Here is an 11,226-nt window from a genome sequence, read left to right on the forward strand (position 1 = left end):
GATGGTGAAGCCGGTCTCGGATCGGGCGACGATGGTGGCGGCCATGGCGGTGGCTCCCGGAGTGTGAGGGGAGCCCCAGCATAGGCGGACGAACCGGCCCGATCTACATCATTCGTCGGTCACACCCACGACCTCGGATCATAACTACGATTTCGGCTCCCTCTACCTTGAGGCCGATGGCACCTGGCGGCTGATCGCCCTCACCGACCCCGGCCCCCAGCCCTTCGGCACCGGGGGGGAGGTGGTGATGTGGACCAGCCGGGACGAGGGCGCCTCCTGGGATCGCTTCAAGACGCTCACCAGCGACAGCGAGTATAACCACACCTACGTTCGCCGCCCCCTGGCCGCCCACCCCGGCTTTTACGCCCTCTGGGCCGACGGGCACGCCTTCGAGCCCTCCCCCTCCCGCCTCTACTTCACCGATCGGGACGGCTCGCACGTCTGGCGGCTTCCCGAGCGGATCGAGGGGGAGCGGGCGAAACCGGAGCTCGTCCCCTGACGGGGGACGGGTTCGAGGGGCTCCGGCTCACTCGTCGTTGCTCAGCAGGTGGCGGCTGGACTGGAAGTAGCGCCGCTGGCGGACCTGGGTGGAGGGGGTGTCGGCGGCGAACTGGCCGCGCAGGTCGGCGAGGTTGGCCCGGCAGAAGGGGCACTCGACCACCTCGAGGTGGAAGATGATGTAGTCGATGTGCTCGGGGTCGAGCGCCTCGATCAGGAAGCTGCCCAGCTCCTCGCGATCGGGGCAGGAGAGCCGGGCACGCCGCCAGATGGCGCCGAGGGTGTGGATGGTCGACTCGGGGCGGTCCTGGCGGACGTCCTCCAGGCGCTGTCGCAGCGAGGCGGAGCCGCGCAGGCCGCGCTCGACGCGGGCCATCTCCTCGGCCGGCAGCGACTCGGCGAGGTAGGCGCGGAGGGTCTCGTCGTCGATGGCGGGGGGGGCGGGGTCGGCCATGATGGGTGCGGTCCCGATCGGTCGGGGGCGGTCGGTCGGAGGGGGCGGTCGGACCACTCGGTCACTCAGTCGCTCAGTCGCTCAGTCGCTCAGTCCAGCCCGCCGAGACTCATGCCGGCGCGGCGGGCCATCTCCTTCAGGCGGCTGACGGTCTGGAACTTGTAGCTGGCGACGGCCTGCTCGGTCAGGCCGAGGTAGGCGGCGACATCCTTGTTGGCCCAGCCCTTGACGATCAGCAGCTCCAGGCAGCGGAGACGGGGGAAGTCCCCCTTGTCTCGCCAGTCCCGGATGATCTGGCCGAGGGCCTCGGTGAGCAGCCGCTCCTCGGCCTCTCGGCGCTCGGAGCTTCGGGCGATGCTGCTGGCGGCCCGGGCGGGGCCGGCCACCTCCTCCAGCGGTCGGCCGTGGTCGTCGGAACCGAACTGGTCGATCGGCCTCCGGCCGGCTCGGCGGAGCTGGTCGGTCAGCTTGTGCGCGGCGATGGAAAAGAGGTACGCTTCCAGGTCCCGGCGTTCATCATAGTTCGGCAGGCTGGTCAGGAAGCCGATGAAGGTTTCCTGCACCACGTCCTCGCTGGTGGCCCGATCGTGCAGCCGGCTGTCGACGAAGGCCAGAAGTCGGCCCTCGTAGCGCTCGATGAGCACCTGCCAGGCGCGGGCGTCGCCGTCTCGGACCTGGGAGATCAGCAGGATGTCGGCGTCGGAAGCGGCCATCGGACCTCGGGCGGCTCGGCCCCGGGGACGGGATCGGATGGATCGCGTCGCGGCGCATCGGGTTGGTTCGATCGCGACGCGATCCCCATGATACGGCCGCCCGGGGCACCCTGGCTAACGAATTCCGTCGGTCGGGGGGGGAATTCCGTCCACCGGACCCCTCCCGGGTCACGAGTGTTCCCCCACCCGGCGCGATCGGTCCCGCGTCCGCATGGCCGCGATGCCGACGAGAACGAAGGCCGCTCCGGCGACGAGGAGGCCCCAGGGGCTCGCGCCGAAGGCCGGCCGAGCGACGATCGCGGCCCCGGTCCATTCGGGCGATCGCGCGAGCCGGTCGAGTTCCAGGACCTCGCTGGTGGACGGCGGGTCGAGGAGTTGGACGAGGCGGCCCGATTGGCCGACGGGCCGGATCACCACGAAGTGACCGGCGCGTCCGCGCTGGAGGTGGAGGATCGCCGGCCCGGACATCGGCCAGGCTGCGGGGTCGAGCCGGACCCCCCGGAGCGAGAGGCCCATCGCGTTGGCCGTCCGGATCAATTGGGCCATCGAATGACCCGGTCCCGAGTCGGGTCCGAGCCTCCGATCAACCTCGGCGGGATCCCAGGCGAGGCCCTGAAGTCGCCCGAAGAGGGCCAGTGCCAGGGCGCCGCACGAGTGACCGGCGCCCGGCTCCGCCGATGCGTCCCGCGCCGGTCCGGTGGCCGAAGCCGGCTCCCGCGGGGTAACGCAGAGCCCCGCGATCAGGCCGAAGAGGACGAGGAGGCGGGCAACGCGGGTCGTCATGGCGCGCCCCGGAGCCTGACGGCGATGGCCAGGCTAATCAACACCACGCCGAGGGCATACATTCCGAGCTGACCCGCGTGGCGATGGATCCAGGGCTCCCGGCTCGGCGCCGAGGCCGTCAACTCCGCGGCCTGGCGATCCGCCACCTTGATCAGTTCGTCAAGCTGCTCGTCGACCGTCCGGGGGCCGACTGACTCAACCTCGGCGACCGCTTCCAGCGGAGGCTTCGGTCCCTCCGTCGGGCGGTAGTCGATCGAGAACCGAGAATCCGGGAGATCCTGGTTGATGAGCAAGGAGCCGCGCACCACCCCGAACGTCTCCTCGATGACTGGTCGATCTGAATATGTGATCAAATCGCAAAAATGATCGTATTGGCTTTTAATCGGGAGCCAGACCTTCTTCCCGTCGCGGGTCGGCACCTCCTCGAGCGTGACGTCGGAAATCCGACAGAGGAGTTGGCCGGCCACCTTGCACTCATAGCGCAGGGGATGCCCCTGTCGCTCCAGGTCGATCCAAAACGTTTTTAGCAGGGATCGATTGCGGCCCTGGAATAGCTGGATTTTCAGGCATTCTCGATCGTCCACGGGCTCCCAGCCGACACATTCGTAGCCGAACGCGGCCTCCTGCTTCAGCAAGCTCAGAAGGTACGGGGCGATGAAGAGACGCAGCGGCAAGGTGCTGCCGAAGAAATCGCCAATCCAGCCCGGTTCGGAAGCGAGGGGACCGTCGGGACCGCCACCCAGGTGGAACGATCTGCTCTGGAACTCATAGTCGCCGGGAAGGCAGGAAACCCGACGTCTCGCCTCACCGTCTTCGTCCCAGAGATAATGGTCCAGGTGAGCGAACGTCTCGTTCCGATAGGCGAACTTCCCCTGGAACGCCGTCACGTGATCGGGCCCGCGCGGCGTCGGGGACCGGTTCTCGGGAGGAACGCGATGGTAGTCGAGGTTCTGGAGTTTCCGTAATCCCCCTTCGTAGAGAAACTCGACATCGCGGAGGTCCGCCTGGGCGGCGAGCAGCAGCGCGCGGAGATCCTGCCGAGCAATCGTGTCCCGCCTCGCGTCCGCGACGGGATCCTGCCGCGCGTTCGCGACGGTCTCGCAAAGCAGGACGATGGCCAACAGACCGCCGAACATCCGGAAGGTTGACATGGCCCCTCGCTCCCGATCGAGCCGTCGCTTCCGATCGCGGCGTACCGATCGCCACGACGGCGCGAAGGCTGAGAACACCAGCAGCGTGAATCGGACCGGCTTTGATCAACCGACCGGCGCGAGTGGCCGTACGGAACAGATTCCCTCGCACCCATCCGAGACGGAAATCGGTTCATCTCCGTTGATCAAAGTCGGCCATCCCCTCAATTCTGATAAGCTCTGTCCGTCACAATTGAGCAATAATAATCGTCGACAAATTGGGCATCATCGCAGCCAGGGGAAAAGATGCCGTCTCCATCAGGGTCGACCATGGCACATCGCCCCTGCTTAAGTTGTCCACAATTTCGGGGCCAGGGCAAGATTCCTGGGTCCTGTGGCACTTTAGTGAAGGCGATCTCCCGATCACGTAATCCATTCCCTTGATGCTCGCACTCCCAGCATTTCCTCGGAGGTTCCAACTCAGTGTCCGCCTGCGTACAAGCGGCGGTGACGCCATCGGCGATCGGATCTCCGATTCTCTGGAACGCCTCGAGCGTCGTCTGGGGACACGTTCGGGCCGCCTCTGGATGGTCTTGGAGATTCTTGTCCGCGCCGAACACGCCTGCCAGATCGGAGTTGTTCAGGCTGGGTGGAATCGAGCCGATCACGGCGATCACCATGCATGCCGATCCAGCGGCCAGGAAGAGAGAAACGAGTCTTGACGAGCGGCTAGGAGACTGTCGTTCGCTCATGCGATTGATCTCCAGAATAAAGGGTGAATCCCGATCGACCTTCCCGATCGCGGTCGGGCCGTGGGGTCACTCCACGAGTTCCCGCCCGTTACGGGTTCCCAGGCTGCGCCAGACGTGGCGATCGATTGCTTCGGAGACGAAGCGGACCGAGCCGTCCCCCATGGCGACGTTGACCCCGCCGGGGTGGCCGGAGCGGGCCGTGAGCTGGCCCATTCCGCCGATCAGGTTCGACATGAGGCAGTCGGGGATGCGGCCGTTCGGCTCCTGGGCGTGGTTGTAGAGCGTGCGCTCCAACCCCGACCAGAACCACCACCGCCCGCCGAACACGAAGTTCACCGAGAGGGGCCGGGCGGCGACGCGACACCCGGTGAGCAATTGATCCGCGGTGGAGACCATCAGGGGCAGGGCGAAGGTGTTTCGTGCCGGCTCCGGATCGGCGGGGATGCCGGTCCCTCTCAGGCGCTCGCTGAACGCGGCGGTGTGCGATAATCCGTCCGGCACGCCGGCGAAGGTCACCCGGTCGATTACGGGGAACAATCCGTTCCCGCTGTCGGGAGACTCAGGGGCGTAATGGTTGGGCCCGACTCCGGTACTTCCCCGGTAACTGCATCCGGCCTCCTCGAACGGCCCGCCATCGGACGGGCAGAGGAACGAGGCGATCCCGGTGCGGAAGGCGGTTCGGTTCATCTCGAGGGTGGAGCGTTCGTGAGCCAGGGGTTCGCTTCGGCCCCCGGGAAGCTCGAACGGCGTCGTGCCCGAGTCGAAGTTGATCGCGTCGTAGAGCGTCCGCTGCTCGAGGTGCGGCAACATCCGGGCGTGGATCGAGTACATCCCCATCCAAGACCGTCCGCTCCCCGGCTCCTCGCCGTTTGTGATCGGGATCGGCAACATCCCGTGGACGTCGTGGTAGGCGTGCATCGCCAGGGACAGTTGCCTCAGGTGGTTGCCGCATTGGGAACGCCGTGCGGCCTCGCGGGCTCCCTGAACGGCCGGCAGGAGGAGGCCGATGAGGATGGAGATGATCGCCAGGACGACGAGGAGTTCGATGAGGGTGACCCCACGGCTCCCTCCCCCGACGGCATGGGCGCCTCGACGCGATCTCATCAACCCGACTCCCTAGGGCAACACGAGAACGGGAATCCTCAGTTCCGGAACGATGCGGTGATCCGTTGCGATCCGGACGGCGTTCGACCGTTCGCTCGCCCGGGTACCGTCGAGGCGCAGCGTCAACCGACACGTCGCCTGGCCCTCGATCACGAGGGGCTCATCCACGCGGTGGTCAACGATGATCGAGCCTTCGACGTCGTGGATCGAGAAAGGAAGATCTTGCGAACGGAGGTCGATGTGACGCTCGACCACACCGTCCGACGCGTTGATCACCAGGGCGTTTGGCATCGCCCGAAGGGGCGGATGGACCTCCCAACTGAGCGAACGGCTCGCGACCGGCCCATCGGCCCCGTCGAATCGCAACGTAGTGGCGAGACGTCCCATGTCTTCCGGGGCTGGAATCTCTATCGCGAGATCGCGCTGCCACTCGATCAGGTGATCCGGGCCGATCCGCTCTCGGGCGGGGCTGATAAAGGCCACCTGGAATGGCGGAGGGATCGAAACCGAAGTCGGAGCAGCCTCCAGAACATCCGCGACCCTCCGATGGATAGCCCGATAGACCATCTTCATCGGCCGTCCCACGACCAGATCATTCTTCCGGTCGAGGGGTTCAAGGTCGAACCCCTCGACCAAATCCGCCAGCGCGACACAGAGAATCGTCGGCATCGCGGGGCTGTCCGTGCCGATGGCGAACATGACCTGTTGCGGGCCGGTTCGGCCCGCCGTACGGATGAAGACGGGGATGGAGAGCCAGTCTCCACCCGGGACGATGTCGGGCAACGGCTCAATGCCCGAACAACAGGGGCTGGATGCGGTCGCCTCAAGAATCCGGAACGATTGATCCGAGGGATTCTTGATCCGGAAGACGTGCCTGAGCGGAGAGCCGTCGCTGATCGTGGTCCCGAAGTTGTGGACGATCCGAATCGGAGTTCTCGGAAGGGACGATCGAGGAGGAGGCGGCGACGGTGTGGACGGGAGCGCGACGACGATCAGGCCGGAGATCAACACTCCGACCAGTCCGGTCACTCCGATCCAGCCGATCAACCGGGATCGAGGCCGACGGACGCTTCCGGTTTGGATGGCACGAGGAACCCGTTCCCCCCCCCGATGTTCCATAGGAATACGCTCCGAGGAATTCATCTCAGGGTCAGACCATCTCAGGTTATCTGGTCGTACCAATACAGGTACGTCTTCGTCAAGAAAAAAATCGGGGATGCGTGCAAGGCGGCGTTGAAGGGACCGGGGCGATGAGGTCGGGACCTTGCTGGCCGACAGGGAGACGTTGCGTTCGCCGTCGGACACGGTTCCGGAGTCCGCCGTGTCCGCGATCGGGAGGCGAGCGTCTCCCAGGCGGGCATCCGCCTCCGCCGGGCCGAACCCGGGGGGAGGGATGGGTGTCGGTCGGCCGCGGGGGGACTGGCTCCGGATCGGGTCGCGTCGGGCGGCCTTGCGGGGTTGGGAAGGGCCCTCGTAGACTGGTGGGCGACGCGGCCGAGGCACCGGAGCGGAGCCCGCCGACGCGCCCCGAACCGCTCGCAACCGAAACGCTCCTTCCGAGGGGATCGATGTCCGAGTCCAACCGCCCGGCCGACCACCGACGCCACCGCCACGTGCTGAGCGCCCTGGTGCAGAACACCCCGGGGGTGCTGGCGCACATCTCCGGCATGCTTGCCTCCCGCGGGTTCAACATCGACAGCCTGGCCGTCGGCGAGACGGAGGACGCGCACCTGTCCCGCGTCACCTTCGTTGTCATCGGCGACGATCGCCAGTTGGAGCAGGTGCGCAAGCAGTTGGAGAAGATCGTCACGGTCGTCCGGGTGATCGACATCTCCCGAGAGGCGTTCGTCGAGCGCGACCTGATGCTGATCAAGGTCGACGCTCCCCCCGCTCGCCGCGCCGAGATCCGAGGGCTCGTTCAGGACTTCCGGGGCCGGATCGTCGACGTCGGCCCCGAGCAGCTGATCATCGAGGTCAGCGGCCAGGAGTCGAAGGTCGAGGCCTTCATCGAGCTGATGCGCCCCTACGGCATCCGAGAGCTGGCCCGCACCGGCCGGATCGCCCTGGTCCGCTCGAGCCGTCCCATCCGCACCGGTCCCGGCGAGGTCGACGGCCCGGCGCCGGAGGTCGAGGAGGTCGTCGGCCACTCGCAGCTCTGAGCAAGGAGCGGGGCAGGCGATCTCCCGCGGCGCGGTTTCGGATCGCCCCTGCCCGGCGAAGACGGCTGGCGCGACGGCGGTCGCTCACGACTCGTCGGGCCGGGAGGCATCCTGGCGGGCTCGGCGGTCGAAGTCGACGTAGATCCGGGCGCCGGGGGACTGGGCCATCGCCCGGAGGGACTCCAGCTCCCGGAGCCGAAGCAGGCTGGGGTGCTTCTCTAGGGCGTTGGCCATTTGCTCCCGGAGCTGGAGGGTCTGGGCCTCCGCCTCGGCTTCGAGGCGGAGGGCATCGGCCCTGGCCTGGGCGGCGAGGCGCTCGGCCTCGGCCTGGGATTCGGCCAGCCGCCGGGCGGTCTCGACCTTCGTCTCGGCCTCGATTCGCTGCAGCTCGGCCCGGGTGCGGGCCTCGACCAGCTGGGCCTGGCTGGTGCGATCGGCGGCCAGGACCTTGTTCATGATCTCCTGGAGGTTTCCCGGGAAGACCAGATCCTTGACGTCGGCCCGGTTGATGGCGACGCCGTAGGAGCCGGCGGTCTTGTAGACGTCGCGCTGGATGTCCTCGCTGAGCCGGTTGCGGTCGGTGAGGATCTCGTCGAGGGTCATCGAGGCCAGCGACCGCCGGGCGGCGAGCTGGACGTCGGTGTAGAGCCGGTCCTCGTAGCTGGCCACGGCGTGCACGGCGGCCTGGGGGTCGACCACGCGGTACTGCACGGCGATGCTGATGCGGATGGCCACCTTGTCGGCGGTCAGGATCTCCTGCCCCTTGATGGTCAGGTCCCGCTCCCGGAGGTCGACGAGCACGACTTCGACCAGCGGTGTGCGGTAGACGCCCAGGTCGATCCGGCGGGGGATGACATGCCGGCCCGCCTCCAGGACCCGGACCAGGACGCCGTCCTGGTACATCAGGCCCCGGTGGGTGTCCTTGATGATGATCTCCCGGGATCGCATGACGGGGCCCGTTTCCTTCGTGAGAGCGGTGTTCTTTTGGCGGCCCCGGAGCACAGGCCGAGGTGTGGGACGACTCGGGGGAGAGTTTCCCCTGGAGGACCAGAAGGCGTCTGGTTGAGGCCCGCTCCCAGAGGAAGAGGGCGGCCTCCGCCTTGGTCCTTCGCCACGGGCCTGGCCGGGGCCATCGCTCATGGTACCCGACGCGGCCCGCGCCGCAAGGATTGGCGGCTCGGGCCGGTCGGGTCGGGTCGGCCGGCGGTCAGACCCCCGGCTGGCAGAAGCAGCAGGAGGAGAGGACGACGTCGGCGTCTTCCCAGATGGATTCCCACCGGGCGCGGACTCGGGCGGCTTCCTCGTCCTTGCCCTGGAGTTCGAGGGACTGCATCAGGCCGAAGAGGGCCCAGCCGTTCTCGGGGAGTTGTTCCAGGTCGTCTCGGCAGACCTGCTCGGCCTCGGCGAGGCGGCCGGACTGGATCAGGGCGGCGGCCAGGGCGTGGCGGACGGGCTGGATCCAGTCGGGGGGTTCGGAGTAGCGGAGCAGGTCCTGCAGGCGGACGGCCTCTCGAAGCTCGGCGAAGGCGTCTTCCTCGCGCCCCTCTCGGTAGAGGATCTCGCCGGTCATGAGGTGCTCGGCGACGTTGAGGAGGTCGGACGCCTGATTGTTTCCGAAGGTGGCGTCGTCGGAGACGAGCGAGCGGGCCTCCCGGAAGCGGGCCTGCTCGGCCTTCGCCTCGTCCACCCGGCCCTGGGCGGCGAAGGAGACGGCTCGGGCGTAGCGCCGGAGGGCGCGGGCCAGGGGGAAGGCGGGGTCGGGTTCGGGGGCGGCCAGGATCTCATCCCAGAGGCCGAAGCGCATGCGGACTTCCAGCGGCATGGCGAGGTAGCCGTCGGCGATCGCGGCGTGCTGCTTCGCCCACTCGACGGGGATCAGTCCCATCATTTCGTCGATGGCCGCGATGGCCGGGGCGCTGCGGCCTCTCATCATCGCGGCATAGGCGAGCATGTGATAATTGTGGGCGATGTAGAGGCCGTAGAAGCCCGGGTTGGGGCGGACGGCCAGGAAGCGGCGGTCGGCCTCGATGGCCCGGCGGTTGGCCTCCTCGGCCTTCTCCCAGTGGCCGAGCCTCACGTCGATGTGCGAGGGCATGTGCACGTTGTGCGAGAGCCCCGGCTGGAGGTCCCGGAGGCGGTCGGCGGCGGCCTCGGCCCGGCCGGGTCGGGTCGAGGGCTCGACCGCGTGGATGTAGAGGTGGTTGGCCAGCGGGTGGTCGGGAGACGACTCCAGGATGCCCTCGATCAAGGCCACGATCGCCTCGGTGCCGGGCTCGGGCGTGCCGTCCTGGGCGTAGAGGGCCCAGGGGCGGAGGTTCATGAGGGATTCGGCATGGAAGCAGCCGATGTCGGGGTCGTCGGGGTGCTGCTCGTGGAGGACTCGCATCGCCTCGGCGAAGGCGCGGTCGAGGGCGGAACGGTCCTCGGGGGGCTCGGGGACGTGCCGGGAGGCCAGGGCCTCGACGAGGGCCCGCTCCAGGTCGGTCTTGGCGGCGGATCGGGCCCGATCCAGGGCGTCGAGGGCGACTCGGGCCTGCTCGGTGGTGACGACCGGCAGGTTGATGTGCGGCCCCTGGGCGTAGGCGAGGCCCCACCACGCCATCGCGCAGGAGGGATCCAGCTCGGCGGATTCCTGGAACGCTCGGGCGGCTTCCTCGTGGTTGAAGGCGAAGAGGAGGTTGAGCCCCTGGTCGAAGTAGCGTTGCGCCAGGTCGGAATCGGTGCCGGCCGGCCGGGAGTACGAACCGATCCCCTCCAGGAGCGGCTCCCGGGGGCGGTCGCTGGCGTCGTCATCGCGGGCGAGTGCGGTTGTTGGCGGCGAGGCGATCGCCAGGGCGAAGGCGATCCGGGCGAGCAGTGCGACGGAGGACGACGGTTCGTTCGATCGTCTCATCGATCACCTCGGTTCGGGGCAACAGGGGAGGACAGGATGAGCGACGGGGCTGGGACTTCGGGGACGTCCCCCGCCGATCCGAAGGAGGGGGACGCCCGGGGCGCTCCCCTCTGGATGCTCGAACGTCGGGGGCCGCGTCCGACAGCGTAACGGTTTGAATCGGCCTCGGCAGACCGGGAGGTCGATCAGTCGGTCGATCAGCGGCACGTCCCTTTGCAGCGGCTCCATCCCCTCGACGTTGGGGGGGAGACCGGCGAAGCGGCCCCGATCGGCCCTGGGGCCGATCGGGCCGGAGTCGAGGAGGTCGGCGGCCGGGTGGTCGGATCGGCGACGCGGGGCGACCAGGTGCTCCCGGCGTTCTTCGCTGACGGGGGAGGCCGGGGTCGGGTCGCCCCCGGCCTCCCCGGGGCTCGAATGAGCAGCGATCGGTGGCATCCGGTCGGACCTCGCACGCTGGATCTTGTCGTTGGAGGCCCTGGCGGCTCGTTGGGTTCGCGTTGAGCGCCGAGTTTCGGCGAACGGGTTCCCTTCCGAGGAGCCGAGCCGACGCCTCGATCCCCGCCGGTGGGTCCGTCCCGTCTTCGAGGGATCGGATCGAGGGGGATTCCCCAGCCTCTCCGATCGGTCAGCAGCGGTCGGGCAGGGGGATGCGGTCGATCCAGCCGTCGACGCCGATCAGAACGAGGAGGTCGGCCTCGAGGCAGGGGGCCAGGGCGAGGAGGGGGCGGGGGGGGCGGGGG

Annotated in this window: 11 protein-coding genes; 2 read left to right on the top strand and 9 right to left on the bottom strand. The window is 68.1% G+C overall.

Annotation, left to right across the window (positions count from 1 at the left end; translation table 11 throughout):
* The first annotated feature begins 247 nt into the window (after positions 1-247).
* Complete coding sequence (locus TsocGM_RS24980; protein ID WP_126728188.1) at positions 248-499, top strand: hypothetical protein; 252 nt, start codon at positions 248-250, stop codon at positions 497-499.
* Positions 500-526: 27 nt separating this feature from the next.
* Here TsocGM_RS24980 and TsocGM_RS24985 read toward each other — a convergent pair whose 3' ends face one another.
* The 7 genes from TsocGM_RS24985 to TsocGM_RS25015 all read right to left on the bottom strand — a co-directional run bounded on the left by TsocGM_RS24985 (position 527) and on the right by TsocGM_RS25015 (position 6,481).
* Complete coding sequence (locus tag TsocGM_RS24985) at positions 527-952, bottom strand: hypothetical protein (protein ID WP_126728189.1); 426 nt, start codon at positions 950-952, stop codon at positions 527-529.
* A gap of 89 nt (positions 953-1,041) precedes the next feature.
* Positions 1,042-1,665 carry an RNA polymerase sigma factor gene (locus TsocGM_RS24990; protein WP_126728190.1) on the bottom strand — a complete coding sequence of 208 codons (624 nt, stop codon included), beginning with the start codon at positions 1,663-1,665 and terminating at the stop codon, positions 1,042-1,044.
* Between the two features lie 168 nt (positions 1,666-1,833).
* Positions 1,834-2,448, bottom strand: coding sequence for a cysteine peptidase family C39 domain-containing protein (locus TsocGM_RS24995; protein WP_126728191.1), 615 nt, complete (start codon positions 2,446-2,448; stop codon positions 1,834-1,836).
* A complete protein-coding gene (locus TsocGM_RS25000) occupies positions 2,445-3,599 on the bottom strand; it encodes a hypothetical protein (protein WP_126728192.1) in 1,155 nt (384 codons plus the stop codon). Before TsocGM_RS25000 ends, TsocGM_RS24995 begins: the two co-directional genes overlap by 4 nt.
* Before the next feature lie 203 nt (positions 3,600-3,802).
* On the bottom strand, positions 3,803-4,330 hold the full coding sequence (locus TsocGM_RS25005; protein ID WP_126728193.1) for a hypothetical protein: 528 nt from the start codon (positions 4,328-4,330) through the stop codon (positions 3,803-3,805).
* 66 nt (positions 4,331-4,396) lie between these two features.
* The gene (locus tag TsocGM_RS25010) at positions 4,397-5,434 is read right to left on the bottom strand and encodes a DUF1559 domain-containing protein (RefSeq protein ID WP_126728194.1); all 1,038 of its coding nucleotides are present in this window, start codon (positions 5,432-5,434) and stop codon (positions 4,397-4,399) included.
* A gap of 12 nt (positions 5,435-5,446) precedes the next feature.
* Positions 5,447-6,481 carry a DUF1573 domain-containing protein gene (locus tag TsocGM_RS25015; RefSeq protein ID WP_158633759.1) on the bottom strand — a complete coding sequence of 345 codons (1,035 nt, stop codon included), beginning with the start codon at positions 6,479-6,481 and terminating at the stop codon, positions 5,447-5,449.
* Between the two features lie 521 nt (positions 6,482-7,002).
* Here TsocGM_RS25015 and ilvN point away from each other — a divergent pair.
* On the top strand, positions 7,003-7,593 hold the full coding sequence (ilvN, locus tag TsocGM_RS25020; RefSeq protein WP_126728196.1) for an acetolactate synthase small subunit: 591 nt from the start codon (positions 7,003-7,005) through the stop codon (positions 7,591-7,593).
* A gap of 84 nt (positions 7,594-7,677) precedes the next feature.
* Here the strand turns inward: ilvN and TsocGM_RS25025 are convergent, their stop codons facing one another.
* Positions 7,678-8,541 carry a slipin family protein gene (locus TsocGM_RS25025; RefSeq protein WP_126728197.1) on the bottom strand — a complete coding sequence of 288 codons (864 nt, stop codon included), beginning with the start codon at positions 8,539-8,541 and terminating at the stop codon, positions 7,678-7,680.
* A gap of 259 nt (positions 8,542-8,800) precedes the next feature.
* Positions 8,801-10,486: a hypothetical protein gene (locus tag TsocGM_RS25030; RefSeq protein WP_126728198.1), complete on the bottom strand. Its 1,686-nt coding sequence runs from the start codon at positions 10,484-10,486 to the stop codon at positions 8,801-8,803.
* Between the last annotated feature and the right edge of the window lie 740 nt (positions 10,487-11,226).

It is taken from the genome of Tautonia sociabilis (assembly GCF_003977685.1).
GTDB classification, from domain to species: domain Bacteria; phylum Planctomycetota; class Planctomycetia; order Isosphaerales; family Isosphaeraceae; genus Tautonia; species Tautonia sociabilis.

Coding starts and splice junctions, on each gene's coding strand:
- ilvN (WP_126728196.1), top strand. CDS start 7,003: ATGTCCGAGTCCAACCGCCCGGCCGACCACCGACGCCACCGCCACGTG.
- TsocGM_RS24990 (WP_126728190.1), bottom strand. CDS start 1,665: ATGGCCGCTTCCGACGCCGACATCCTGCTGATCTCCCAGGTCCGAGAC.
- TsocGM_RS24985 (WP_126728189.1), bottom strand. CDS start 952: ATGGCCGACCCCGCCCCCCCCGCCATCGACGACGAGACCCTCCGCGCC.
- TsocGM_RS25030 (WP_126728198.1), bottom strand. CDS start 10,486: ATGAGACGATCGAACGAACCGTCGTCCTCCGTCGCACTGCTCGCCCGG.
- TsocGM_RS25005 (WP_126728193.1), bottom strand. CDS start 4,330: ATGAGCGAACGACAGTCTCCTAGCCGCTCGTCAAGACTCGTTTCTCTC.
- TsocGM_RS24995 (WP_126728191.1), bottom strand. CDS start 2,448: ATGACGACCCGCGTTGCCCGCCTCCTCGTCCTCTTCGGCCTGATCGCG.
- TsocGM_RS24980 (WP_126728188.1), top strand. CDS start 248: ATGTGGACCAGCCGGGACGAGGGCGCCTCCTGGGATCGCTTCAAGACG.
- TsocGM_RS25025 (WP_126728197.1), bottom strand. CDS start 8,541: ATGCGATCCCGGGAGATCATCATCAAGGACACCCACCGGGGCCTGATG.
- TsocGM_RS25000 (WP_126728192.1), bottom strand. CDS start 3,599: ATGTCAACCTTCCGGATGTTCGGCGGTCTGTTGGCCATCGTCCTGCTT.
- TsocGM_RS25010 (WP_126728194.1), bottom strand. CDS start 5,434: ATGAGATCGCGTCGAGGCGCCCATGCCGTCGGGGGAGGGAGCCGTGGG.